General features: G+C 71.2%; 22 protein-coding genes and 1 tRNA gene. 18 read left to right on the top strand and 5 right to left on the bottom strand.

The features are described 5' to 3' along the window. Positions 1-26: 26 nt before the first annotated feature. The 8 genes from ABLE68_RS01180 (at position 27) to ABLE68_RS01145 (ending at position 6,507) form a co-directional block, all read left to right on the top strand. Positions 27-1,145, top strand: a complete 1,119-nt coding sequence (locus tag ABLE68_RS01180; RefSeq protein ID WP_348869233.1) for an aromatic ring-hydroxylating oxygenase subunit alpha — start codon at positions 27-29, stop codon at positions 1,143-1,145. Then, entirely contained in the window at positions 1,142-2,335 is a 1,194-nt protein-coding gene (locus tag ABLE68_RS01175) for a lipid-transfer protein (protein WP_348869232.1), read from the top strand. Before ABLE68_RS01180 ends, ABLE68_RS01175 begins: the two co-directional genes overlap by 4 nt. 1 nt (position 2,336) lies before the next feature. Then, positions 2,337-2,789 (top strand): MaoC family dehydratase N-terminal domain-containing protein, encoded by a 453-nt coding sequence (locus ABLE68_RS01170; protein ID WP_348869231.1) that lies wholly within the window; start codon positions 2,337-2,339, stop codon positions 2,787-2,789. Next, entirely contained in the window at positions 2,786-3,175 is a 390-nt protein-coding gene (locus ABLE68_RS01165; protein WP_348869230.1) for a MaoC/PaaZ C-terminal domain-containing protein, read from the top strand. The genes ABLE68_RS01170 and ABLE68_RS01165 overlap by 4 nt, the downstream gene beginning before the upstream one ends. A 44-nt stretch (positions 3,176-3,219) precedes the next feature. After that, positions 3,220-4,050, top strand: coding sequence for an SDR family NAD(P)-dependent oxidoreductase (locus ABLE68_RS01160; protein WP_348869229.1), 831 nt, complete (start codon positions 3,220-3,222; stop codon positions 4,048-4,050). A gap of 10 nt (positions 4,051-4,060) precedes the next feature. Continuing rightward, positions 4,061-5,536, top strand: coding sequence for a class I adenylate-forming enzyme family protein (locus tag ABLE68_RS01155; RefSeq protein WP_348869228.1), 1,476 nt, complete (start codon positions 4,061-4,063; stop codon positions 5,534-5,536). 62 nt (positions 5,537-5,598) lie between these two features. Next, positions 5,599-5,841: a hypothetical protein gene (locus ABLE68_RS01150; protein ID WP_348869227.1), complete on the top strand. Its 243-nt coding sequence runs from the start codon at positions 5,599-5,601 to the stop codon at positions 5,839-5,841. Positions 5,842-5,910: 69 nt separating this feature from the next. Further along, positions 5,911-6,507 carry a G5 domain-containing protein gene (locus tag ABLE68_RS01145; protein ID WP_348869226.1) on the top strand — a complete coding sequence of 199 codons (597 nt, stop codon included), beginning with the start codon at positions 5,911-5,913 and terminating at the stop codon, positions 6,505-6,507. A 70-nt stretch (positions 6,508-6,577) separates the two neighbouring features. On the opposite strand, the gene ABLE68_RS01140 is transcribed toward ABLE68_RS01145, so the two are convergent. Together ABLE68_RS01140 and ABLE68_RS01135 are read right to left on the bottom strand one after the other, a co-directional pair. Then, entirely contained in the window at positions 6,578-6,976 is a 399-nt protein-coding gene (locus ABLE68_RS01140) for an MmcQ/YjbR family DNA-binding protein (RefSeq protein WP_348869225.1), read from the bottom strand. 14 nt (positions 6,977-6,990) lie between these two features. Continuing rightward, positions 6,991-7,659 (bottom strand): acetoacetate decarboxylase family protein, encoded by a 669-nt coding sequence (locus ABLE68_RS01135; protein WP_348869224.1) that lies wholly within the window; start codon positions 7,657-7,659, stop codon positions 6,991-6,993. A 62-nt stretch (positions 7,660-7,721) separates the two neighbouring features. On the opposite strand from ABLE68_RS01135, the gene ABLE68_RS01130 reads away from it, so the two are divergent. The 4 genes from ABLE68_RS01130 to ABLE68_RS01115 all read left to right on the top strand — a co-directional run bounded on the left by ABLE68_RS01130 (position 7,722) and on the right by ABLE68_RS01115 (position 12,754). Next, complete coding sequence (locus tag ABLE68_RS01130) at positions 7,722-9,995, top strand: sulfatase-like hydrolase/transferase (RefSeq protein ID WP_348869223.1); 2,274 nt, start codon at positions 7,722-7,724, stop codon at positions 9,993-9,995. Continuing rightward, positions 9,988-10,536, top strand: coding sequence for a TetR family transcriptional regulator (locus ABLE68_RS01125; RefSeq protein ID WP_348869222.1), 549 nt, complete (start codon positions 9,988-9,990; stop codon positions 10,534-10,536). Before ABLE68_RS01130 ends, ABLE68_RS01125 begins: the two co-directional genes overlap by 8 nt. A gap of 186 nt (positions 10,537-10,722) precedes the next feature. Next, positions 10,723-12,429: a DEAD/DEAH box helicase gene (locus ABLE68_RS01120; protein ID WP_348869221.1), complete on the top strand. Its 1,707-nt coding sequence runs from the start codon at positions 10,723-10,725 to the stop codon at positions 12,427-12,429. Positions 12,430-12,451: 22 nt separating this feature from the next. After that, complete coding sequence (locus ABLE68_RS01115; protein ID WP_348869220.1) at positions 12,452-12,754, top strand: hypothetical protein; 303 nt, start codon at positions 12,452-12,454, stop codon at positions 12,752-12,754. Positions 12,755-12,766: 12 nt separating this feature from the next. On the opposite strand, the gene ABLE68_RS01110 is transcribed toward ABLE68_RS01115, so the two are convergent. Both ABLE68_RS01110 and ABLE68_RS01105 read right to left on the bottom strand, forming a co-directional pair. Beyond that, a complete protein-coding gene (locus ABLE68_RS01110; RefSeq protein ID WP_348869219.1) occupies positions 12,767-12,943 on the bottom strand; it encodes a DUF6104 family protein in 177 nt (58 codons plus the stop codon). 157 nt (positions 12,944-13,100) lie between these two features. Further along, positions 13,101-16,853 (bottom strand): multifunctional oxoglutarate decarboxylase/oxoglutarate dehydrogenase thiamine pyrophosphate-binding subunit/dihydrolipoyllysine-residue succinyltransferase subunit, encoded by a 3,753-nt coding sequence (locus ABLE68_RS01105; RefSeq protein WP_348869218.1) that lies wholly within the window; start codon positions 16,851-16,853, stop codon positions 13,101-13,103. A gap of 176 nt (positions 16,854-17,029) precedes the next feature. Here ABLE68_RS01105 and ABLE68_RS01100 point away from each other — a divergent pair, with 176 nt between their 5' ends. Continuing rightward, positions 17,030-17,608, top strand: a complete 579-nt coding sequence (locus ABLE68_RS01100) for a hypothetical protein (RefSeq protein ID WP_348869217.1) — start codon at positions 17,030-17,032, stop codon at positions 17,606-17,608. Beyond that, on the top strand, positions 17,608-18,516 hold the full coding sequence (locus tag ABLE68_RS01095) for an LCP family protein (protein ID WP_348869216.1): 909 nt from the start codon (positions 17,608-17,610) through the stop codon (positions 18,514-18,516). Before ABLE68_RS01100 ends, ABLE68_RS01095 begins: the two co-directional genes overlap by 1 nt. Positions 18,517-18,537: 21 nt before the next feature. Here the strand turns inward: ABLE68_RS01095 and ABLE68_RS01090 are convergent. Further along, a tRNA-Arg gene (locus ABLE68_RS01090) sits at positions 18,538-18,610 on the bottom strand. A 150-nt stretch (positions 18,611-18,760) separates the two neighbouring features. Between ABLE68_RS01090 and argS the strand changes: the two genes are divergently transcribed. From argS to thrC, 4 genes are read left to right on the top strand one after another with little or no spacing between them, the layout of a single operon-like run. Then, a complete protein-coding gene (argS, locus tag ABLE68_RS01085) occupies positions 18,761-20,440 on the top strand; it encodes an arginine--tRNA ligase (protein WP_348869215.1) in 1,680 nt (559 codons plus the stop codon). A gap of 2 nt (positions 20,441-20,442) precedes the next feature. Continuing rightward, positions 20,443-21,840, top strand: a complete 1,398-nt coding sequence (lysA, locus tag ABLE68_RS01080; RefSeq protein WP_348869214.1) for a diaminopimelate decarboxylase — start codon at positions 20,443-20,445, stop codon at positions 21,838-21,840. Next, positions 21,840-23,150 carry a homoserine dehydrogenase gene (locus ABLE68_RS01075; protein ID WP_348869213.1) on the top strand — a complete coding sequence of 437 codons (1,311 nt, stop codon included), beginning with the start codon at positions 21,840-21,842 and terminating at the stop codon, positions 23,148-23,150. Before lysA ends, ABLE68_RS01075 begins: the two co-directional genes overlap by 1 nt. Next, positions 23,147-24,235 carry a threonine synthase gene (gene thrC / locus ABLE68_RS01070; protein WP_348869211.1) on the top strand — a complete coding sequence of 363 codons (1,089 nt, stop codon included), beginning with the start codon at positions 23,147-23,149 and terminating at the stop codon, positions 24,233-24,235. Before ABLE68_RS01075 ends, thrC begins: the two co-directional genes overlap by 4 nt. Positions 24,236-24,238 lie beyond the last annotated feature (3 nt).

Genomic DNA, 24,238 nt, shown 5'->3' with positions numbered 1-24,238 from the left:
GGTCAAGAGATCGAGAGGACCCTGCGATGACGGCCCAGACCGAGACCGGACCACCGGTCACCGACCCCGTGCTCGCGCCGCCGGCGCGGGCCTACAGCGACCCGGCGGTGCTCGCGGACGAGCTGGCCTCCGTGTGGCGCACGAGCTGGGTGGTGGCCGGCCTGACCGCGGACGTCGCGACACCGAAGAGCTACCTGAGCGTCGACCTCGCCGGGGTGCCCGTGGTGGTGACCCGCGATCGCGAGGGCACGCTGCACGCGCTGTCCAACGTCTGCCGGCACCGCGGCATGATTCTCAGCTCGGGCTGCGGACCGGCGATGGCGTTGAGCTGTCCCAACCACGCGTGGACCTACGGTCTGGACGGCCGTCTCAAGGGCGCCCCACGGTCCTCGGTCGAGGAGGACTTCGACCCCGCGTCGATCCGGCTGCCGGAGTACGCCGTCGTCGAGTGGGGGCCGTTCGTCCTGGTCAACCTCGACGCGGACGCCGAACCGCCGCTGGCCGAGCTCGCCCTGATGGACGCCACGCTCGCTGCGGCCGGCCTCGACCTCGCGACGATGCGGCAGTCCGGTGAGGTCGTCGACTGGAGCATCGCCGCGAACTGGAAGATCGTCGTCGAGAACTACCTCGAGTGCTACCACTGCTCCTGGGTGCACAAGGACTTCTCCACGGTCTTCGACGTCGTCGACTACCGCTACGCCGCGGAGCCCGTCGGCGACATGCTGATCTCGACCGCCCCGGTGCGCTCCGTCGCCGAGGGTGGCCGCCAGCAGGAGCTGCTGGCCACGGACGGCCCGCTGACCGACAGCCACTGGTACCTGCTGTTCCCGGGCGCCACCGTCAACCTCTATCCGGGAGCCGGCGCCGTCGAGCTGACCTGGTACTGGCCGGTCGACGCCGACACCACCGGTGCCCGCACGGTCGTCCTCGTCGCGCCCGACGCGACGCCGGAGTACGAGCGCCAGGTCACCGACCTCCTCATGCAGGTCGGCGAGGAGGACAACGCCGTCTGCGAGGGCATGCACCGCGGCATGCGCTCCGGAGCCCTCGAACGGGTCCGGGTCCTGCCGGGCAACGAACCACTCATCAGCAGCTTCCACGCGCTTCTCGCGAAGCGCCTGACCTACCAGGAGGTGGCGCGATGAGTCGCGCCCGCAGTCGTGCCCGTGTCGCCGGTGTCGGGATGGTCCCGTTCGCCACTCCCCGCAACGCCGAGCCGTACGACGTGATGGGGGAGGCCGCGATCCGCGCCGCCCTCGGCGACGCGGGGATCGGCTACGAGCACGTCCAGCAGGCCTACGCCGGTTACGTCTACGGCGACTCGACCTGCGGCCAGGGCGTCGCCTACCGCGTCGGCATGACCGGGATCCCTCTGGTCAACGTCACCAACAACTGCTCGACCGGGTCGAGTGCGCTCTTCCTCGCGCGCCAGGCCGTCGAGAGCGGTGCCGCCGACTGCGTGCTCGCCTTCGGCTTCGAGCAGATGCAGCGCGGTGCGCTCGCCCTGCAGTGGTCGGACCGACCGAGCCCGTTCGACCGGTTCGACGCCGTCAAGGACGCCGTGCAGGGCGCCAGCGAGGCGCCGTTCGCCGCGCAGTACTTCGGCGGTGCCGGCGTGCGGTACGCCGAGGAGTACGGCCTCCAGCCCGAGACGCTCGCCCGGATCTCGGTGAAGGCCCGCTCGCACGCGGCCAACAACCCCTACGCCGTCTTCCGCGAGCCGGTCACGGTCGAGGAGGTGCTGGCCTCGCCGACCGTCTACGGCCCGCTCACCCGCCTGCAGTGCTGCCCGCCCACCTGCGGTGCCGCCGCGGCACTGATCGTGTCGGAGGAGTTCGCGAAGCGGCACGGGCTGGACGCCTCGGTCGCGATCGCCGCGCAGGCGATGACGACCGACGGCTCGAGCTCGTTCGACGAGGGCGACATGCGCAAGCTGGTCGGCTACGACATGGCCGCCAGCGCCGCACGCCAGGTCTACGAGGCCGCCGGCGTCGACCCGACCGACATCCCGGTCGTCGAGCTGCACGACTGCTTCACCACCAACGAGCTGCTGTCCTACGAGGCACTCGGCCTGACCCCCGAGGGCACGGCGGAGAAGTTCATCCTCGAGGGCGACAACACCTACGGCGGGCGCGTGGTGACCAACCCGTCCGGCGGGCTGCTCTCCAAGGGCCACCCGCTCGGAGCCACCGGCCTGGCCCAGTGCGCCGAGCTCGTGTGGCAGCTGCGCGGCCAGGCCGAGGCACGTCAGGTCGAGGGTGCCCGGCTCGCCCTGCAGCACAACATCGGTCTCGGCGGCGCGGCCGTCGTCACGCTCTACGAGAAGGTCTCCTGAGATGGCGATCGACCGTGACGCGGCGCTCGCCCTCGAGCTCGACCCGCTGGAGGTCGAGGTGGAGCGCGGTGCGTTGCGCTTCTTCGCCCAGGCGACCGGCGAGACCCGCAAGGAGTACGTCGACGTAGCGGCTGCCCGGACGGCGGGCTACCGGGACCTGCCCGTGCCCCCGACGTACTTCTTCAGCCTGGAGCTGCAGAACCCGGACCCGTTCGGCTTCCTCACCGCCATCGGCGTCGACCTGCGCGGCGTGCTCCACGGGGAGCAGACGTTCGAGTACCTCGCGCCGGCCTGCGCCGGCGACCGGCTGACCCTGCGGCCGCGGATCGTCGACGTCGTCAGCAAGAAGGGTGGGGCGATGGAGCTCGTCACCAAGGAGACCGAGGTCGTCGACGAGTCGGGTGCCGTCGTCGCCCGGCTCGGGTCCGTGCTCGTCGTGAGGAGCCTGCCGTGAATGCACAGAGCGTGATCGCTCCTGCCCCGCTCGTCTGCGAGCCCATCTCCCGGACGACGCTCGCCCTGTTCGCGGGCGCCTCAGGCGACCACAACCCGATCCACATCGACCTCGACGTGGCACGGTCGGCAGGCCTCGACGACGTCTTCGCCCAGGGGATGCTGTCGATGGCCTACCTCGCGCGGTGCGTGACCGAGGCGGTGCCGCAGCACCAGCTCCGGACGCTGACCACCCGGTTCGTCGCGATCACGCCGCTGCACGCCCGGCCGACCTGCACGGCCCACGTCCGGGGCGTCGCGGACGACGTCGCCACGCTCGACCTGGCCGTCACGCTCGACGACGGCACCCTCACCCTCACCGGCACCGCGACCGTCGCGCTCGCCTGAACCCCTTCCACCAGCTCTGCGCCACACACCAAGGAGTCACAGTCATGGGAAAGCTCGACGGCAAGGTCGCGATCGTCTCGGGGTCCGGTCGCGGCATCGGACGTGAGATCGCGCTCAAGCTCGCCGGCGACGGCGCGCGGGTCGTGGTCAACGACCTCGACGAGGCGCCGGCCAAGGAGACCGTCGCCGCCATCGAGGCAGCGGGCGGCGAGGCCGTCGTCTGCGCCGGCAGCGTGACCGAGGACGGCTTCGCCGAGCGGTTCGTCGGCACCGCCGTGGACGCCTTCGGCGGCCTCGACATCATCGTCAACAACGCGGGCTACACCTGGGACACCGTCATCCAGAAGATGACCGACGAGCAGTGGGACGCGATCCTCGACGTGCACCTGAAGGCGCCGTTCCGGATCCTGCGCGCCGCGCAGCCGGTCATCTCGGCGGCCGTGAAGGCGGCACGCGAGGCGGGTGAGCCGGTGCCGTGCCGCAAGGTCGTCAACATCGCCTCGGTCGCCGGTCTCGGCGGCAACGCCGGCCAGGTGAACTACGCGGCGGCCAAGGCCGGCGTCACGGGCCTCACCAAGACGCTCGCCAAGGAGTGGGGTCGCTACAACGTCACCGTCAACACCGTCGCGTTCGGCATGATCACCACCCGCCTGACCGCGGTGGCGGCCGACAGCGACGGCACGATCGACGTCGAAGGCCGCCAGATCAAGGTGGGCGTCAACCCTCAGCTGCTCGCGGCCGCCGAGGCCGGCATCCCGCTCGGGCGCGCCGGCACTCCCGAGGAGGCGGCCGGCTCGGTCTACCTGCTCTGCATCCCCGAGTCCGACTACGTCAGCGCGCAGACCCTCGTCTGCGGCGGCGGCTTCATGCTCTGAGGGAGCCGACATGCCCACGATCGCCGGAAGCCTCCGCTCGACCGCCCACCGGGTCCCCGACGCCGAGGCCCTGCTGTTCGGTGACCGGTCGCTGACCTACCGCGAGCTCGACGCCGAGGTCGACCGCTACGCCGCCGCCCTGCGGGCCAGCGGCGTCGCGCAGGGGGACCGGGTCTGCCTGATGTCGGGCAACTCGGATCTCTTCGTGCTCGCCTTCTACGCCGTCCAGCGGCTCGGCGCGGTGTTCGTGCCGGTCAACCCGGCCTCGGCACCGCCGGAGGTCGCGCACCTGATGGCCGACTCCGGGGCGACGGTCCTGCTGGTCGCGGGTCCGCTGCTCGACCGCGTGCCGGACGGGACCCCGTCGATGTCGCTGGAGGACCTGGCTGCCGCGGCCGCCGCAGCGACGCCGTACGCCGACGACGCCGACGTGCTGGAGACCGACGACGCGCTGATCCTCTACACGTCGGGCACCACCGGCAAGCCGAAGGGCGCGCTCTTCGACCACCGACGGTCGATGCTCGTCGCGATGTCGCTCGTGCCGTCGCTGGGCATGCGGGCCGGTGACCGGTTCCTCCACGTCGCGCCGCTCTACCACGCGGCCGAGCTCGCGATCATGCTCGTGCCGGGCACGGTGATCGGGGTCAAGCACGTGGTGCTCCCGTCGTTCGACCCGGCAGCCGTGCTCGAGGTGATGGAGCGCGAGCGGGTCACGATGTTCTTCGGCGTGCCGACCATGTTCCAGCTGATGATGCGGGTCCCGGGCGCGGCGGACCGCGACCTCTCGGCCTGGCGGACCGGCCTGTTCGGGGCCGCACCGATGCCGGCGCACGCGATCGAGCAGATGGTCGGCACCTGGCCAGGGGTCGCCTTCATGCAGCTCTGCGGCCAGACCGAGGCCGGGCCGTCCGGGATCTACTCGACCCACGAGCAGGTGCTCGAGCGCCCGGACGCGAGCGGACGCCAGGGCGTCGTCTTCACCGAGGCGCGGGTCGTCGACGAGGACTTCGAGGACGTCGCACCCGGCGGCACCGGTGAGCTGCTGCTGCGCAGCGAGACGGTGATGAAGGGCTACTGGAACAACCCCGACGCGACCGAGGCCGCCTTCCACGACGGCTGGTTGCGCACCGGCGACATCGCGCGGCTCGACGCCGACGGCTACATGACCCTGGTCGACCGCCTCAAGGACATGATCATCACGGGCGGCCGCAACGTGTACTCGATCGAGGTCGAGAACGTGCTCGCCGGCCATCCCGACGTCGTCGACGCCGCGGTGGTCGCCCGGCCGCACCCCGACTTCGGGGAGAGCATCGTCGCGGTGGTGACGCTGGCCGACGGAGCCTCGCTGACCCTCGACGAGCTGCGCGACCACTGCCGACCGCTGATCGCGGACTACAAGATCCCGCACGACCTCGTCGTCACGTCGATCCCGCGCAACGCGTCGGGCAAGATCCTCAAGCACCAGCTGCGCGCCCAGCTGGTGTGACGCTGGTGGTGTGACGCAGCGGACCCTTCCGTGCCGCCCGACCTCGGGCGACACTGGTGCGCATGAGCGACCACCTGAGCAAGTCGGAGATCCGCAAGGACGCCGTGCAGGGGACGGTCGAGGCCGGCGCGTCGATGGTCGGCCAGGTCGCGACCATCGTGACCGGCGCCGTCCGTGACGTCGCATCGGCGATCGGTGGCTTCGCGACCGAGGTCTTCGAGATCCGCGACTCCGCCCGCAAGGCGTCCGAGGAGCACGGTGTCGCCGATCACGGGGTCATCGAGCCGGACGCCGACGACGACTGATCGGCCCAGTGGTCTGGTCCGATCGCCGATTTGCTCCTCGTCGACCTCCGGCGGGACTACGTTCGCCGCATGCGGGACCCCCACCCTCGCGCCCTCCTTCTCGTGGTGGTCGTGGCGCTCGTATCCCTGACGTTCGCCGGGTGCACCGACGCCCTCGATCCGGTCGCGCACCACAGCAAGGCGTCCTCGCGCGCGTCTGCGAAGACGAAGGGCGCGAAGTACACCCAGGGCGGCACGGGCAAAGCCGTCACCACCCACCGCACCGTCCACAAACGGCAGCGGATCCCCTTCGGGCACCAGAGCCGCCGGAGCTCCCGTCTCGAGATCGGGGTGCGCAAGGTGGTCCGGCCCGGCCACCCCGGCGTCCGGGTGCGGGTCATCCGGGTCACGACGAAGAACGGCAGGTCCACGCGGCACGTGGTGCGGACCGTCCTGGTGCGCCGGCCGGCCCCGCGGATCACCCTCGTCGGCACCCGGGTCAGCGCGCCCGGGACGGCGAAGGTCTGCGACTCCAACTACGCCGGCCGGTGCGTGCCGTTCGCGAGTGACGTCGACTGCGCCGGTGGCAGCGGCGACGGTCCGGCCTATGTGAGCGGCCCGGTGCGCGTCGTCGGCATCGACGTCTACGACCTGGACGCTGACGGTGACGGGGTCGGGTGTGACTAGGGCGCTCAGCCCGAGCTCGCGAGGGCTGAGAAGCACGCGCTGGATCGAGTAGCCGCGCGACCGACGAGGGCTAGACGAGACGCGCGAGCTTCTGCGGTGCGCAGCAGCGGTAGCTCTCGGTGACCAGCTCGGCCACCTCGGTCCAGTCGGTGTCGTCGTCGAGCACCATCCCGACGATGGTGGGCGACCACGGCGGCTTGTAGAACGGCGGCCCGGCGTGGGTCAGCGCGAGCAGCTCGTCCCCGGTCGCCCGGAAGGTGAGCACGGTCGTCGGCTCGCGCACCCCGGTGATGTCGAAGTACGCCGACTCGTAGCCCTCCTGCGCGACCATCACGTGGGCGAAGGTCGTCGTCCGGATCCGCCAGCGGACGCCGGTCCAGGCCTCTTCCTGGCGGGCTTCGGGCAGCGGCCCGGCGAGCTCACCCAGGCGTCGTACGACGTCCTCGCTGGGTTCGATCCGGCGCGGCATCGGCTCGAGGTGGCTCAGCCGAAGGACATCCGGAAGTCCGCCTGCCGGAAGGACGCGAGCTGGCGGGCGCCGCGCATCCAGCCGAGCGGGCCGTCGGCGGCGAAGTCCCAGCGTCCCCGGCAGGGCAGCGCCTTCGACGAGCCCTGCAGCACGGCGGTGCGCTCCTCGCCGTCGGTGTCGTCGATGCCGGGCTGCCAGGTCGTGCCCTTGAACGGGATCCGCACCATCGCCTTCGAGACGTCGGTGAAGGAGGCGCTCGCGATCGGACGCCGCTCGAGCGAGGCCGACCAGCTGGTCGACGAGAGCGGGCCGCGGTGGCTGGTCTCGAGGTCGAAGTCGCACAGGCCCTTGGGGATCGCCCACAGCTCGCGGCCGCCGGCGACGGAAGCGGGGGAGTCGACCCAGATGTCGGTGATCGACACGCACTTCCCGTGGTCGCCCGTGTCGACCAGCCGAGCCACCAGCAGCTCGGAGTAGGTCAGCGGGCTGCCGACCTCGTAGGAGACGAACGCCGCGCCGTACACGCCGGCCGGGCGTACGCCGCTGGCCCCGTTGCTCTCGTCGGCGCCCTCGACCTGCTCACCCAGCTTGAAGATCGACAGCCACAGCTGACCGACCATGGCCCAGGGGGCGGCGGGATAGGTCACGTCGGCGTCTCGGGACGCCACCCACTCGATCGTCATGCCCGCATCCTGCCGTACACCACCTGCTGACGAAAGTGTCAGTCGAGTGACATTATGCCGCTATGCAGACCCAGCGGATCACCTCCCGTGTCGAGACCTCCGAGTCCCGCTTCGTGCCGTACCCCCGACCGGGCGCGGACGCGCCGAACGTCGTGATGGTGGTCCTCGACGACATCGGGTTCGCCCAGCTGGGGTGCTTCGGCTCCGCCATCGCCACCCCGAACATCGACCGGCTCGCCGCCGACGGCCTGCGCTACAACCGGTTCCACGTGACCTCGGTGTGCTCGGCGACCCGGGCCGCCCTGCTCACCGGCCGCAACCACCACGCGGTCGGCATGGGTGTCACCCAGGAGGCGGCGCTCGGCTTCCCCGGCTACACCGGCCGGATCCCGAAGTCGGCCGCCAACCTGGCCCGGGTCCTGCGGGACAACGGCTACAACACCCTCGCGGTCGGCAAGTGGCACCTGGCGCCGAAGAACGAGTACTCCGCCGCCGGGCCGTTCGACCGCTGGCCGCTCGGCCAGGGCTTCGAGCGCTACTACGGCTTCCTCGGCGCCGAGACCAGCCAGTGGGCGCCCGAGCTGGTGCGCGACAACACGCACATCGAGCCGCCGTACACCCCGGAGGAGGGCTACCACCTCACCGAGGACCTGGTGGACCAGGCGATCCGGATGGTCCAGGACCAGCAGCAGGCCGAGTCGCGCAAGCCGTTCTTCCTCTACTTCGCCCCCGGGGCGGCCCACGCACCGCACCAGGTCGCCGAGGAGTGGGTGACGCCGTACGTCGGCCAGTTCGACGACGGGTGGGAGGCCTGGCGGCAGCGGGCCTTCGACCGGCAGGTCGCCGAGGGCATCATCCCGGCCGACACGGTGCTGCCCGAGCGGCCGTCGTGGATCCCCGACTGGGAGGCGCTGCCGGCGGACCAGCGCCGGCTCTTCGCCCGCTACATGGAGGTCTTCGCCGGCTTCGTCACGCACACCGACCACCACCTCGGCCGGCTCTTCGCCGACCTGGAGGAGCGGGGCATCGCCGAGGACACCATCGTGATGGTGCTCTCCGACAACGGCGCCAGCGCCGAGGGCGGTACGACGGGCACGCTCAACGAGGCCGCCGGCTGGCTCGGCATGGGCGAGGACGTCGAGGAGTCGATCGCCCGGATCGACGAGATCGGCACCCACGACGCCTACAACCACTACCCCTACGGCTGGGCGTGGGCGGGCAACGCTCCGTTGCGGCTCTGGAAGCGCTACGCCTGGCTCGGCGGGGTCCGCACCCCGCTCGTGGTGAGGTGGGGGAACCGGCTCGCCGCGCCCGGCGACGTACGCCAGCAGTTCGTGCATGCCGTCGACCTCTACGCGACCGTGCTCGATGCGGCCGGCATCACCGCGCCCGAGACCGTCGACGGCGTGACCCAGCAACCGGTCGACGGCACGTCGCTGATCCCGAGCTTCGAGGAGCCCGCCGCGGCCGAGCACCGGCTCGTGCAGTACTTCGAGATGTTCGGCTCCCGGGCGATCTACGAGGACGGCTGGATGGCGGTGACCGACCACGTGGCGAACCAGTTCGACGAGCGCTCGCACATCGTCGGCAGCTTCGACCACGACACCGACCGCTGGTCGCTCTTCCACATCGCCGAGGACTTCTCGGAGTCGCGCGACCTGGCCGACGAGCAGCCCGACCGGGTGCGCCGCCTCGAGGAGCTCTGGTGGGCGGAGGCTGGACGCAACCAGGTGCTGCCGCTCTTCGAGTTCCCGGGCTCGATGGCCCACATGCACCCCGGTGAGTTCCCCCCACCGACCTCCGGCACCTACGCGCCCGGCGGTGGACCGGTCCAGGAGAGCCAGCTGCCGTCGCTGATGGGCGGCTTCGAGCTCACGGCGTACGTCGAGGTGCCACCCGGCGGTGCCGAGGGGATCATCACGGCCACCGGTGACCGGCACGGCGGCTGGGCGGCGTACCTCCTCGACGGGCGGCTCGTCGCGACCGTCGCGATGCTCGACCGGACCACACGGCTGGCGGCGCCGGACCCGGTGCCGGTCGGCGAGCACGTGCTCAGCGTGCGCTACGTGCCGGGTCGCGAGCCGCGTCTCGTGCTCGCCGTCGACGGCACCGACGTGGCGGAGGGGCCGCTCCCCGGCCTGCTGTTCTTCCCCAACCTCGGGTCCTCCGGCGCCGGCATGCTCGTCGGCCGGGACCGCGGCATCGCCGTCAGCAAGGACTATGCGCCGCCGTTCACCTTCACCGGGACCCTGTCGCGCGTCGAGCTGCGCAGCGGCCGTCCCGGGGCCCGCCCCGAGGCGAGCGCCGAGCTGCGGGTGGCGCTCGCCGGTGACTGAGACCGGCCGGCGCGAGCAGAACAAGCTCACGACCCGACGCGCCCTCGAGGACGCCGCGCTGCGTCGCTTCGCGGTCGACGGGTACGACGCCACGTCGGTCGAGTCGATCGCGGCCGACGCGGGTGTCGCCGCCCGGACGTTCTTCCGCTACTTCGCGACCAAGGACGAGGTGCTCGACATGGGCCGCGAGGAGCGGCAGGCCGAGCTGCGCGAGGTCGTCGAGTCCGCACCCGGCACCGGTTTGGCCGTGGTCCAGGCCGCCGTCGGCGTCCTCGCTGCGGGCTTCACCGACGACCGCGACCGGGTGGTGCTGCGGCAGCGTGCCGCCGCGTCGTCGCCGGTGCTGCGTGGACGCCTCTTCGACACCTTCGCCTCCTGGGAGCACGCGCTCGCCGGGGCGCTCGCCGAGCGCGGCGAGGCGGAGGCGGAGACGCTGGCCGCGGTGGGCATAGCAGTCTTCCGCGCCGCAGTCACCGTGTGGCTGCGATCGGGGGGATCGTTGACCGACCGGGTGGAGACGGGGTTCGCCGCGGTGCGATGAGGGTGGGCGCTCCATCTCGTCGATGCAGATGCCTGGGTCGCTGCCGAAGCCCGAAGTGCGGTGGATCTGATTCACCAGGTGCACCGGATCCACCACACTCGTCGTCGCACTCATCTGCCAGCGGCCGCTCGAGGGGCGTGGGCGAGCCGCCCCAGTTCCCGGTCGATGCCCGGATAGCGTCCGAGGGTGGCCCGCGCTCGCAGATCCAGTGCTCGACGACGCACCGGGACTCCCCGGGAGCTGCCCGTCGCTGGCCCGGGGGAGCGGCTGTGGGTGCTCGACGTGCCCTACGGGACGCAGGTCGACGGTGCGAGCTGGCACCCGGCCGTCAAGACGCACCTGTACGTCGGGCGGGCGCTGCCCGGCCACCTCGCGCCGTACGCTCCCGGGCCCTACACGCTCGGGCGGTTCATCGAGAACACCCTCAACCCCGACGACCCGACGCCCAGCCCGGAGTCGACGGACGCGCTCGAGCCGCGCAGGATCCAGTTCGAGGCGGCTGACGCGATCGCGGCGCGGGCCGCGGCCGGTGGACGGCAGTTCCTGCTGGCCGACGAACCCGGTGTGGGCAAGACGATCTCCGCGGTCCTCGGAGCGACGGCGGTGGGCGATCTCCGTGGCGCGCGTCGGGTGCTGGTGGTCGCCGACCGGCCCGCCGCGATCACGATCGGCCACTGGTGCCGGACCATCACGGCGCTCGGCGACGGCGGCCTCGAGTGGGTGGTGATCACCTGGGACCGGCTGGAGAAGGTCAAGGACCACACCTGGGACGTGATCATCGCCGACGAGGCGCACGCGCTGCGGCGTACGACGACGAAGCGGTGGAAGCTCTGGGCGCGGATCTCGGGTCATGGCAAACCGCACGACAAGGCGCCGTTCGTCATCGCGACCACGGCGACGCCGGGGCACACCCCGCTCGAGCTGCCCTACCTCGCGCCCGCCTACGCGCAGGTGCTCGGCGAGCCGATGAAGGAGTGGACCTCCGCCACCCAGCCCGGGGCCGCGTTCGCCACGGCGCTCGAGCGCCACGGCATCGGCGTGGAGCACGGACGGTACGGCGCGACGTGGACCAGCGATCCGGCCCGGCGCGCCGCCGACCTCAAGCTGGTCCGCGGCTGGCTCGACGAGGAGCGGCCCCCGGCGATGCTGCACCGCGCCGCACCCTGGGGACCGGTGCCGATCTCCGGCATGCCGGTGGCGCTGACGCCGGCGGAGCGCACGGCGTACGAGGCCGAGTGGGGCGAGTTCTGCCGGGAGATGGACATCGCCCGGCGGGGTCGCAACGTCGCGAAGGGTCGCGCCGCACTGCTGCGCTTCCGGCAGAAGGCCGGCCTGATCCGGGTCGAATCGACGGTCGAGTGGATCGCCCAGCAGGTGCAGGCGGAGCGGCAGGTCGCCTGCTCGGTCGAGTTCGTCTCGACCGCCGCCGACCCGATCGCCGATCGGCTGCGTGACTCCGGCATCGAGGTCGCGACGATCTACGGCCGGGGCCGGTTCGACCCCGAGGCCGAGCGGCTTCGCTTCCAGACCGGGCAGGCGAAGGTCTGCGTCTTCACCACGGTCGCCTCGATCAGCCTCCACGCCGGCGAGACCCTCCCGGACGGCAGCCAGGCGAGCACCGAAGCCCGGGTCGGCGTCTTCCACCAGGCCCGATTCTCGGGCATCGCTGGGCGCCAGGTGACCGGCCGCACCCACCGCGACCACCAGGTCTCGCCGTGGCACATCGCCTACGCCGAGGGCACCGTCGAGGAGCAGGTCGGCAAGGTGATGGTGGAGCGCATCGCCGCCGCCTCCGACACGGTCGGGAGCGACACCACCGGCCTCACCGACCTCGCCGAGCTCCTGGGTGCCGACTGGCTGCCCGCCACGACCCTGACCGAGGACAGCGCCTGACCGGTCGGCCTACCCTGGTGCGGTGACCCCGGACGAGGTGGGCGAGTACGCCGAGTCGCTGCCCGACGTGAAGCGGAAGGGCACGACGTCGCGCCCCGCTTGGTACGTCCGCGACCGCCTGGTGGTCCGGCTCGACGACCCGAGCACGGCCGTCATCCGGGTCCCGCTCGGCAAGCGGGAGGCGCTGGTCGAGTCGTCTCCGGACACCTTCGGCGTGCCGCCCCGGATGGAGGCCCACCACAAGGTCGAGGCCTATCTCGACCGCGCGGATCCTGACGCCGTGCGCACGGCCATCGACCTCGCCTGGGAGATGCAGCGACGCTGACCGACCCGTCGGTCAGTCCTCGGGGTCGTCCAGCCGCGCCAGCCAGGTCGCGAACCGCTCCACGGCGGTCTCGAACTCCGGGTGCGTGTCGACGAAGCCCTGCAGCTGCTCGGCGAGCCACGCCAGGGTGACCTCCTCGTCACCCCGGCGCTTCTCGAGCTCCTCGATGCCTCGGTCCGTGAAGTACATGAGCCGTTCCTTGTGTCGTCGGTCGAGTAGCGAGCGCCAGCGAGCGTATCGAGACCCGTCATCGCGGGTCTCGATACGGCGGTCACGACCTCGTTCCTCGGTCGTGCGCCTACTCGACCTTCCCGAGGTCTCGTCGTCGCGCTTCGCGCGACAACGCTCAGGAAAACGCCCGTGCGATCAGGTCCTTCTGCTCCTCGGCGTGCCGCTTGACCGTGCCGACCGACGGGGAGGACGACTCCTCGCGGGTGATCGGCTCGACCGTGGCGTCCACTCCGGGCCACACGTTGAGCTGGTAGTGCGGCCACGGGCCCATGTTCTTGGGCTCGTCCTGCACCCAGCGCACGGCCTTGAGCTTCGGGAAGCGGGCGATCTCGTCCTTGATCTCGGACTCGGGACGCGGGTAGAGCTGCTCGATCCGCGCGATCGCGAACCGGCCGGCGTCCTCGCGCTTGGCCCGCTCGACCATCAGGTCCCACGTCACCCGGCCCGAGCACAGCAGCAGGGTGTCGACCTGCTCCGGGTCGGCCTGGTCGTCGCCGATGAACGGGCGGAAGGTGCCGGAGGTGAACTCGTCGGGCAGCGACGCGGCCTCCTTGCGCTTCAGCATCGACTTCGGCGTGAAGACGATCAGCGGGCGGTGCTCCTCGCCGAGCGAGTGCTGCCGCAGCAGGTGGAAGTACGACGCGGGGGTCGACGGCTGCGCGACCACGAACGCCTCGTCGGCGGCCATCGTCATGAACCGCTCGATCCGGGCCGACGAGTGGTCGGGTCCCTGGCCCTCGTAGCCGTGGGGGAGCAGCAGCACGACGCCGGACTGCTGGCGCCACTTGGTCTCGCCCGAGCTGATGAACTCGTCGATGACGGTCTGCGCGCCGTTGACGAAGTCGCCGAACTGCGCCTCCCAGAGGACGAGCGCCTCGGGGCGGGCCACCGAGTAGCCGTACTCGAACCCGAGCGCGGCGTACTCCGAGAGCAGCGAGTCGTAGATGTAGAACTTCGCCTGGTCCTCGGTGAGGTTGGCCAGCGGCGTCCACTCGTCGGCGTTGACCCGGTCGATGATGGTGCCGAAGCGGGACACGAACGTCCCGCGGCGCGAGTCCTGGCCGGCCAGGCGGACCGGGCGGCCCTCCATGAGCAGCGAGCCGAAGGCGAGGATCTCGCCGGTGCCCCAGTCGATCGGGCCGTCGGCGATCGCGGCGGCGCGACGCTGCAGCTGCGGCATCACCTTCGGGTGGACCGTGAAGCCCTCCGGCGGCGTGACGTAGGCGTCGGCGATCCGCTTGAGGACCTCGCCGGACACGGCCGTGCGGGTCTCGCCCGACGGCTTGTCCGGGTAGTCCGGGACGGTGGTCCACTCCGAGGGCTGGCTGCTCGCCTCGCGCACCTCGGTGAAGACCCGCTCGAGCTGCTGCTGGTAGTCGCGCAGGACCTGCTCGGCCTCCTCGATCGTGATGTCGCCACGACCGATGAGGGACTCCGTGTAGAGCTTGCGGACCGAGCGCTTCTGCTCGATGAGGTCGTACATCAGCGGCTGGGTGTACGACGGGTCGTCACCCTCGTTGTGACCGCGGCGTCGGTAGCAGACCAGGTCGATGACGACGTCCTTGTTGAACGCCTGGCGGTACTCGAACGCCAGCTGCGCGACGCGGATGCACGCCTCGGGGTCGTCACCGTTGACGTGGAAGATCGGCGCCTGGACCATCCGGGCCACGTCGGTGCAGTAGAGCGAGGAGCGCGACGAGCCCGGCGAGGTGGTGAAGCCGACCTGGTTGTTGACGACCAGGTGGATCGTGCCGCCGGTGCGGTAGCCGCGCAGCTGCGAGAGGTTGAGCGTCTCGGCGACCACGCCCTGGCCCGCGAACGCCGCGTCGCCGTGGACGAGCAGCGGGAGGACGGGGTAGTCCTTGCCCCGGTCGAGCACGTCCTGCTTGGCGCGCGCGATGCCCTCGAGGACCGGGTCGACGGCCTCGAGGTGCGACGGGTTCGCGGCCACGGAGACCTTGATCTCGTCGCCGTTGCCGGCGACGAACTCGCCCTCGGCGCCGAGGTGGTACTTCACGTCGCCCGAGCCCTGGACGGTCCGCGGGTCGATGTTGCCCTCGAACTCGCGGAAGATCTGGCTGTACTTCTTGCCGACGATGTTGGCGAGCACGTTGAGCCGGCCGCGGTGGGCCATGCCGATCGCGACCTCGTCGAGCCCGGCGGCGGCCGCGGCCTCGCAGATCTCGTCGAGCACGGGGACCGTGGTCTCGCCGCCCTCGAGGGAGAAGCGCTTCTGGCCGACGAACTTCGTCTGCAGGAAGGTCTCGAACGCCTCGGCCTGGTTGAGCTTCAGCAGGATCCGCAGCTGCTCCTCGCGGGGCGGCTTGGTGTGCGGCTGCTCGACGCGCTCCTGGATCCAGCGGCGCTGCTCGGGATCCATGATGTGCATGTACTCGATGCCGGTGGTGCGGCAGTAGGAGTCGCGCAGGATCTTGAGGATGTCGCGCAGCTTCATGAAGCGACGGCCCTCGCCACCGAAGGAGCCGGTCGCGAACTCGCGGTCGAGGTCCCACAGGGTCAGCCCGTGCGACTCGACCTCGAGGTCGGGGTGGCTGCGCTGGCGGTACTCGAGCGGGTCGGTGTCGGCCATCATGTGGCCGCGCACGCGGTAGGCGTGGATCAGCTCGAGGATGCGCGCCTGCTTGGAGATCTCGTCGTCGTGGGACGTGGAGATGTCGGCGTTCCAGCGGATCGGCTGGTAGGGGATGCGCAGCGAGCGGAAGATCTCGTCGTAGAAGTCCTCCTGGCCGAGCAGCAGCTGGTGGACCCGCTTGAGGTACTCACCGGACTGCGCGCCCTGGATGACGCGGTGGTCGTACGTCGAGGTCAGGGTCATGACCTTGCTGATGGCGTTGCGCGAGATCGCCTCGGCGGAGGCGCCCTGCCACTCGGCGGGGTACTCCATCGCGCCGACGCCGATGATCGCGCCCTGGCCGGCCATCAGCCGCGGGACCGAGTGGCTGGTGCCGATGCCGCCGGGGTTGGTCAGCGAGATCGACGTGCCCTTGAAGTCCTCGACGGACAGCTTGTTGTCGCGCGCCTTGCGGACGATGTCCTCGTACGCCGTCCAAAAGGCCGCGAAGTCCATCGTCTCGGCGGCCTTGATGCTCGGGACGAGCAGGGTCCGCGAGCCGTCGGCCTTGGGCACGTCGATCGCGAGGCCGAGGTTGATGTGGGCCGGCGTGATCAGGTTGGGCTTGCCGTCGACGGTCTCGAAGCCGACGTTCATCTCCGGCATCGAGCGCAGCGCCTTGATCAGCGCGTAGCCGATGATGTGGGTGAAGGACACCTTGCCGCCGCGGGCGCGGGCGAGGTGGCTGTTGATGACGATCCGGTTGTCCCAGAGCAGCTTGACCGGGACCTCGCGGACCGACGTCGCGGTGGGGACGGTGAGCGACACGTCCATGTTCTGCGCGGTCCGCGCGGGTGCGCCACGGAGCACGGTGTAGGTCGGCTCGTCGCTGGCCGCGGCCGGCGCGGTCGGGCGCGACTCCTTGGGCACCGGGTTGGTGGTGCCCTTGGCCGGCTCGGCGGCCTTGGTCTCGGGCCGCGGCTTCGCCTTCGGCGCGGGCGTGGGCGTCGGGTCGACGTGGGCGGCCGGCGCGGGCTTCGCCGCCGGTGCAGCAGCCGGGGCGGCAGCCGGCTTGGCCGCGGCCGAGGCGCCGTTGGTGGCCCCCTTGGTGGCAGCCGGGGCGCCGTTCGTGGCGGCGGGGGCGCCGTTCCCGTTCGTCTGGAAGTACTTCACCCAGGTGGCATCAACGCTGCCGGGGTCCCGTTGGTACTGGTCGTACATCTCTTCGACGAGCCACTCGTTCGCACCGAAATCGGCACTGGGGAGCTCGGACTGATGACCTGGGGACTGCGGCACGGCTTGATTCGCCTCTTCCGGGTACGTGCACGGGAGTTGTTCAGTCGTCAAGGCTAGACCCCCGCACCAGCAAATGCAGACTGCCATGGCCCCTTTTCGGCGTGGTGTGCCGCGGGCCACAGCTGTGTCACGGACACTGCTCTCTGATCGGCATCGGGACCAGGGAGTTGCGGAGTATGAGCAGTCGACCTCGACGTACGGCGCGCGCGGTGGCGGGGGTGGTTCTGCTGGCCGCGGCCGCGGCTGCCTGCAGCGGCAGTGACGGTTCCTCGGACTCCGGTCCGGGCGACCCGGCCGGGAGCAGCGCGACCGACACCCCCGTGGTGACCGACGTCGCGTTCGGCAAGATCACCGGCGCGCTCCCGGGCGCGGCCAAGGCCGAGCTCTCCGACCAGGTCCAGGAGGTCGTCGACGGCTGGTTCGACGCGGCCTACCTCGGCGACGGCGGAGGCGGCGGCGACTCGTGGCCCGGCTTCACCCAGGGCGCGGCGGCCGACGCCCGCGCCGACGGTGACCTGATGAGCAACGCGGGTCTCCCGGCCGGTACCGAGGTCGAGGCGACCAGGCGCGCGGTGAAGATCGACGTCCTCGCCGTGAAGAAGCGGCCGGTGGGGGTCACCGCCCACGTGACGCTGAAGTTCGTGACGAGCCAGGACGAGCAGCAGGTGACCCGGATCGGTGGGCGGCTCTACCTCACGCCCGGCAAGGACGGCTGGCGGGTCTTCGGCTTCGACGTGACGAAGGCGGCGGTCTGATGAGGAAGCGTTTCCCCAAGAGCCTGCGCCTGGCGACGATCGGCATCGTGCTGGCGGTCGCTGCGCTCGTCGTCCCCAATTCCGCGGTCAACAGCACCGAGGCCGCCCTGGTCAAGGTCGAGACCGCCGACGGCGTCGACCTGACCCCCGACGTCGTCTGGATCCTGGCCGTCGGCTCGGACGCGCGGCCGGGCGAGGACATGACCCACACCCGCGGCGACGCGCTGCAGCTGATCGGCATGAACACCAAGACCGGTGCCGCTGCCGCGATCGGCGTCCCGCGCGACTCGTGGGTGTCGATCCCGGGCTACGGCTACAACAAGATCAACGCCTCGCTCTACTACGGCGGGCCGAAGCTGCTCGGGCAGACCGTCGGCAACCTGGTCGGCATCCAGCCCGACTACGTGTTCGTCACCCGCTTCAAGTTCTTCCAGGCGATGATCAGAGGCATCGGCGGCATCGACGTGCGCAACCCGATCGCCTTCGACGACACCTACCTCAAGCCGGAGGGCTTCCCGAAGGGCAAGCTCCACCTGGGTGGGTACGACGCGATGGCGTTCTCCCGGATCCGGCACAACCTGCTCCGCGGTGACTTCGACCGCTCGGCCAACCAGCAGCGCGTGCTGCGCGGCATCCAGGCCAAGGTGCGGGCCAAGGCGCCGACGCCCGGCTTCATCGAGAAGGGCGTCGTCTCGGTGATGCAGCACCTCTACACCGACCTGCCCCCGACCGAGCTCTTCCGGCTCGCCCAGGCGATGGCGCACGTCGTGCCGTCGAAGATCACCACCTGCGTGGTCCAGGGCGGCATCGGCGACGTCGGCGGTGCCAGCGTGGTGCTGCCCTACACCGACCAGGCTCGACGCCTCGGTGACGAGGCCCGCCAGGACGCGACCCTCGAGAGCTGCTGAGGGCCGGTCCGGAAGAAGGTGTGCCCCCGGCAGGATTCGAACCTGCGGCACCCGGTACCGGAAACCGGTGCTCTATCCCCTGAGCTACGGAGGCATGGCCGCCGCGACGTACGCCGTCGCGATGGCCGAGCGTCACCCTACAGCGCGGCTCGGCCGGCTGAGAAACCGGTAGGAGACCGGTAGGACGGCGTCCACGACGGATATCGATGCGGGGGGCGGAGCGCCGCGCCGATACCCTGGGAGCGTGACTCCCGAGCAGCTCTCCACCACGATCGTCGACGTCCTGACGACCCTGTCCGACGAGGGTGCGATCACCCTGCCGGACGGCGTCCCCACGACAGTGACGGTGGAGCGACCCCGCTCGAAGGAGCACGGCGACTACGCCACCAACGTGGCTCTCCAGCTGGCCAAGAAGGCCGGGATGAACCCGCGTGCGTTCGCCGAGCTCGTGCAGGCCGGGCTCCAGCAGGTCGACGGGATCGCCGCGGTCGACCTGGCCGGACCGGGCTTCCTCAACATCACCGTCGCGGCGGCCGCCCAGGGCGTCGTCGCGGCGCAGATCGTCGCCGCCGGTGCGGCGTACGGCGGCAGCGACGCGTTCGCCGGCGAGAAGATCAACCTCGAGTTCGTGTCGGCCAACCCGACCGGCCCGATCCACATCGGTGGCGTCCGCTGGGCCGCGGTCGGCGACGCGCTCGGCCGGATCTTCACGGCGACCGGTGCGGCCGTCACCCGGGAGTACTACTTCAACGACCACGGCGCCCAGATCGACCGCTTCAGCCGCTCGCTGCTGGCCAGCGCCAAGGGCGAGCCCGCCCCCGAGGACGGCTACGGCGGGGAGTACATCCACGAGATCGCCGCCGCGGTCGTGGCCAAGGAGCCGCAGGTCAAGGACCTCACCGACGAGGAGGCGCAGGAGGTCTTCCGCGCCGAGGGCGTCGAGATGATGTTCGAGGAGATCAAGAAGAGCCTGCACGAGTTCGGGGTCGACTTCGACGTCTACTTCCACGAGAACAACCTGCACAAGAGCGGTGCGGTCGACCGGGCCATCGCCCGGCTCACGGAGATGGGCAACACCTACGAGCGGGACGGCGCCCTGTGGCTGCGCACCGAGCAGTTCGGTGACGACAAGGACCGGGTGATCATCAAGTCCGACGGCGAGGGCGCCTACATCTCCGGCGACCTGGCCTACTACCTCGACAAGCGCGAGCGCGGCTTCGACCGCTGCCTGATCATGCTCGGCGCCGACCACCACGGCTACGTCGGCCGCATGAACGCGATGTGCGCCGCGTTCGGCGACGAGCCGGGCAAGAACCTCGAGATCCTGATCGGCCAGATGGTCAACCTGCTCCGCGAGGGCGCGCCGCTGCGGATGTCGAAGCGGGCCGGCACCGTCGTCACCATCGACGACCTGGTCGAGGCGATCGGCGTCGACGCCGCGCGCTACGCCCTGACCCGCTACAGCTCCGACTCCAACATCGACATCGACCTCGACCTGTGGGCGAGCCAGTCCAACGACAACCCGGTCTACTACGTGCAGTACGGCCACGCGCGCAGCTGCCGGATGATGGCCAACGCGGCCGACCTCGGCATGTCGCTGCCCGACGACCTCGCGACCGGCTTCGACCCGTCGCTGCTCTCCCACGAGAAGGAGGGCGACCTGCTCCGGGCGCTCGCCGAGTTCCCGCGGGTGGTCGCCAGCGCCGCCGAGCTGCGCGAGCCGCACCGGGTGGCGCGCTACCTCGAGGACACGACCGCGGTCTTCAACCGGTGGTACGACACCAAGGAGTGCCGGATGCTGCCGCAGGGCGACGAGCCGGTCGCCCCGATCAACGAGGCCCGCCTGGTCCTGGTCGCCGCGGCCCGCACGGTCTTCGCCAACGGCCTCGGCCTGCTCGGTGTCTCCGCCCCGGAGCAGATGTAGTCATGAGCCACGAAGCCGGCTGGGCGCACGCGCCCGGCGCCCTCCGCGGACCTGCCTGGCTGCAGCCGCCCACCGACCCCAACGACCTGGTCCAGCACCTGTGGTCCTCGACGGCGCACAAGGTCGACGGCGAGCTGCACGTCGGCGGGCTCTCGGTGCCTGACCTCGTCGCCGACGTCAACACGCCGGCGTACGTCCTCGACGAGGCCGACTTCCGGATGCGGGCGCGGGCCTTCCGCGAGGCGTTCTCGGCGTACGACGTCTTCTACGCCGGCAAGGCGTTCCTCTGCACGGCGGTCGCGGCCTGGGTGCAGGAGGAGGGGCTCTGCCTCGACGTCTGCTCCAACAGCGAGCTGACCGTCGCGCTGCGCGCGGGCTTCGAGCCGGCCAAGATCGGCTACCACGGCAACAACAAGACGATGACCGAGCTGCGCCGCGCGATCGCGGAGGGTGTCGGCCGGATCGTGGTCGACTCCTTCGACGAGCTCGAGCGGCTCGAGACCATCACCAGCGAGCCGGGCATGCGTGCCCGGGTGATGATCCGGGTGACCGCGGGCGTCGAGGCCCACACGCACGAGTACATCGCGACCGCCCACGAGGACCAGAAGTTCGGCTTCTCGATCACCTCGGGCGACGCCTTCGAGGCCGTACGCCGTGCCGAGGCCGCCCCGGGCATCGACCTGATCGGGCTCCACTCCCACATCGGCAGCCAGATCTTCGACTCCTCCGGCTTCGAGGTCGCCGCGCGGCGGGTGCTCGCGCTCCAGGCACGGGTCTCCAGCGAGCTCGGGGTCACGCTGCCCGAGATGGACCTGGGCGGGGGCTTCGGCATCGCCTACACGACCCAGGACGACCCGGCCGACCCCGCGCAGCTCGCGACCGAGATGACCAAGATCGTCGAGCATGAGTGCCGCGCGCTCGGCATCCCCGAGCCGAGGCTCTCGATCGAGCCGGGCCGCGCCATCGTCGGCCCCGCGATGTGCACGGTCTACACCGTCGGCACGGTCAAGGCGGTGCAGCTCGACGGCGGCGCCGTGCGCACCTACGTGAGCGTCGACGGCGGGATGAGCGACAACATCCGCACGGCGCTCTACGACGCCGACTACTCCTGCACGATGGCCTCGCGCGCGTCCGACGCGGTCCCGGTCCTGGCTCGGGTGGTCGGCAAGCACTGCGAGGCCGGCGACATCGTGGTCAAGGACGAGTTCCTGCCCGGCGACATCCGGCCCGGCGACCTGGTGGCGGTGCCCGGCACCGGCGCCTACTGCCGGTCGATGGCCTCCAACTACAACCACGCGCTGCGGCCCCCGGTGGTCGCGGTGAAGGATGGGGTCGCGCGCGTCGTCGTGCGCCGCGAGACTGAGGACGACCTGTTGGCAACGGACATGGGTGATCAGTAATGGAGAGCGACAAGCGCCTCAAGGTGGCGGTGCTGGGCTGCGGCTCGGTGGGTTCCCAGGTGGTGCGGCTGCTCGGTGAGCAGGCCGGCGACCTCGCGGCCCGGGTCGGTGCTCCCGTCGAGCTCGTCGGCGTCGCCGTACGCCGCCTCGACGCGCAGCGCGACATCGACGTCCCCGACGGGCTCCTGACGACCGACGCGATGGGCCTGGTGACCCGTGACGACGTCGACCTGGTCGTCGAGGTGATCGGCGGCATCGAGCCGGCGCGCTCGCTGATCCTCGCCGCCCTCGAGAGCGGCGCCTCGGTCGTCACCGCCAACAAGGCGCTGCTCGCCGAGGACGGCCCGACCCTCTTCGAGGCCGCCGAGAAGGCCGGCCGCGACCTCTACTACGAGGCCGCCGTCGCCGGCGCCATCCCGATCCTGCGCCCGCTGCGCGAGTCGCTCGCCGGCGACACGGTGACCCGCGTCCTCGGCATCGTCAACGGCACCACCAACTTCATCCTCGACAAGATGGACAGCTCCGGTGCCGGCTTCGCCGAGGCGCTGGAGGAGGCTCAGGAGCTCGGCTACGCCGAGGCCGACCCGACCGCCGACGTCGAGGGCTTCGACGCCGCCGCCAAGGCCGCGATCCTCGCCTCGCTCGCGTTCCACTCCCGGGTGACCGCCGCCGACGTCTACCGCGAGGGCATCACCGAGGTCACCGCCGCCGACGTGCAGTCCGCGGTCGAGATGAACAGCGTCGTCAAGCTGCTCGCCATCTGCGAGCTCAGAGCTGGACCTGGGGGAGACGATGCCGTCGCGGTCCGGGTCCACCCGGCGATGATCCCCAGGTCCCACCCGCTCGCCTCGGTGCGTGAGGCCTACAACGCGGTCTTCGTCGAGTCGGAGGCCGCCGGCCAGCTGATGTTCTACGGTCCCGGCGCGGGCGGCGCGCCCACCGCGTCCGCCGTCCTCGGCGACCTGGTCACGGTCGCCCGCAACCGGCTGGCCGGCACCCGCGGCGCCGGCGAGTCGGCGTACGCCGACCGGGCCGTCCTCCCGATGGGGGAGACGGTCACGCGCTACCACGTCGCGATCGACGTCGACGACCGCGCGGGTGTGCTCGCCGCGGTCGCGACCGCCTTCGCCGAGCACGGCGTGTCGATCCAGACGGTCCGCCAGGAAGGACGCGACGCCGACGCCCAGCTCGTCGTCGTCTCCCACGAGGCCACCGACGCCCAGCTGTCCGCCACGGTCGAGCACCTGCGCGGCATGGACATCGTCCGCGAGGTCACCTCGGTGATGCGCGTAGAAGGAGCAAGCGAGTGACCACCACCCGCACCCATCAGTGGCGAGGCGTGATCGAGGAGTACCGCGACCTGCTCGCGATCCCCGAGGGCACCGCCGCCGTCACGCTCCGCGAGGGCGGCACGCCGCTGGTCTTCTCCGAGTGGCTGTCGGGACTCACCGGCGCCGAGGTCTGGCTCAAGGTCGAGGGCGACAACCCCACCGGCTCGTTCAAGGACCGCGGCATGACCGCGGCGATCTCGGTCGCCAAGCACGACGGTGCCGAGGCGGTCGTCTGCGCGTCGACCGGCAACACGTCCGCCTCGATGGCGGCGTACGCCGCGAAGGCCGGCCTCAAGCCGCTCGTGCTCGTCCCTGAAGGCAAGATCGCCGCCGGCAAGATGGCCCAGGCGATCCTGCACGGCGCCCAGGTGATCATGGTCCGCGGCAACTTCGACGACTGCCTCGGACTGGCCAAGGGCCTCGCCTGGAACTACCCCGTCGCGCTGGTCAACTCGGTCAACCCGGTGCGCCTCGAGGGCCAGAAGACGGCTGCCTTCGAGATCGTCGACTTCCTCGGCGACGCGCCCGACTACCACCTGCTGCCGGTCGGCAACGCCGGCAACATCTCGGCGTACTGGCTCGGCTACACGCAGTACGCCGACCTCGGCGTCGCCACCAAGCGCCCGGTCATGCGCGGCTTCCAGGCCGAGGGGGCCGCGCCCCTGGTCACCGGCGAGCCGTTCCCCGACCCCGAGACCCGCGCCACCGCGATCCGGATCGGCAACCCCGCGTCGTGGAAGCTCGCCGAGGCCGCCCGCAACGAGTCCGACGGTCGCTTCGCGTCGGTCACCGACGAGCAGATCCTGGCCGCCCAGCGCGAGCTCGCCTCGCGCGACGGCGTCTTCGTCGAGCCGGCCTCCGCGGCCGGCATCGCCGGCCTGCTCCAGGAGCTGGCGGCGGGGGAGTCCTACCGCGGCAGCACCGTCGCGATCACCGTGACCGGCCACGGTCTCAAGGACACCGTCACCGCGCTCGAGGGCTTCACCGAGACCGGCGGGACCATCGTCGACACGGTGGTCGACGCGGACGTCGCGGCCGCCGCCGCAGCCGCCGGGCTCGCCTGAGGT

This window comes from Nocardioides pollutisoli, from assembly GCF_040045055.1.
Taxonomy (GTDB): domain Bacteria; phylum Actinomycetota; class Actinomycetes; order Propionibacteriales; family Nocardioidaceae; genus Nocardioides; species Nocardioides tweenelious.
This window is presented reverse-complemented; position numbering and strand designations above follow the sequence as displayed.

What these genes read in the sequence shown, in the direction of transcription:
- ABLE68_RS01145 (WP_348869226.1), top strand. Translation starts at nt 5,911, where the DNA reads ATGCGGGACCCCCACCCTCGCGCCCTCCTTCTCGTGGTGGTCGTGGCG.
- lysA (WP_348869214.1), top strand. Translation starts at nt 20,443, where the DNA reads ATGAGCCACGAAGCCGGCTGGGCGCACGCGCCCGGCGCCCTCCGCGGA.
- ABLE68_RS01170 (WP_348869231.1), top strand. Translation starts at nt 2,337, where the DNA reads ATGGCGATCGACCGTGACGCGGCGCTCGCCCTCGAGCTCGACCCGCTG.
- ABLE68_RS01100 (WP_348869217.1), top strand. Translation starts at nt 17,030, where the DNA reads ATGAGCAGTCGACCTCGACGTACGGCGCGCGCGGTGGCGGGGGTGGTT.
- ABLE68_RS01140 (WP_348869225.1), bottom strand. Translation starts at nt 6,976, where the DNA reads ATGCCGCGCCGGATCGAACCCAGCGAGGACGTCGTACGACGCCTGGGT.
- ABLE68_RS01150 (WP_348869227.1), top strand. Translation starts at nt 5,599, where the DNA reads ATGAGCGACCACCTGAGCAAGTCGGAGATCCGCAAGGACGCCGTGCAG.
- ABLE68_RS01175 (WP_348869232.1), top strand. Translation starts at nt 1,142, where the DNA reads ATGAGTCGCGCCCGCAGTCGTGCCCGTGTCGCCGGTGTCGGGATGGTC.
- ABLE68_RS01075 (WP_348869213.1), top strand. Translation starts at nt 21,840, where the DNA reads ATGGAGAGCGACAAGCGCCTCAAGGTGGCGGTGCTGGGCTGCGGCTCG.
- ABLE68_RS01180 (WP_348869233.1), top strand. Translation starts at nt 27, where the DNA reads ATGACGGCCCAGACCGAGACCGGACCACCGGTCACCGACCCCGTGCTC.
- ABLE68_RS01135 (WP_348869224.1), bottom strand. Translation starts at nt 7,659, where the DNA reads ATGACGATCGAGTGGGTGGCGTCCCGAGACGCCGACGTGACCTATCCC.
- ABLE68_RS01095 (WP_348869216.1), top strand. Translation starts at nt 17,608, where the DNA reads ATGAGGAAGCGTTTCCCCAAGAGCCTGCGCCTGGCGACGATCGGCATC.
- ABLE68_RS01130 (WP_348869223.1), top strand. Translation starts at nt 7,722, where the DNA reads ATGCAGACCCAGCGGATCACCTCCCGTGTCGAGACCTCCGAGTCCCGC.
- ABLE68_RS01110 (WP_348869219.1), bottom strand. Translation starts at nt 12,943, where the DNA reads ATGTACTTCACGGACCGAGGCATCGAGGAGCTCGAGAAGCGCCGGGGT.
- ABLE68_RS01160 (WP_348869229.1), top strand. Translation starts at nt 3,220, where the DNA reads ATGGGAAAGCTCGACGGCAAGGTCGCGATCGTCTCGGGGTCCGGTCGC.
- ABLE68_RS01155 (WP_348869228.1), top strand. Translation starts at nt 4,061, where the DNA reads ATGCCCACGATCGCCGGAAGCCTCCGCTCGACCGCCCACCGGGTCCCC.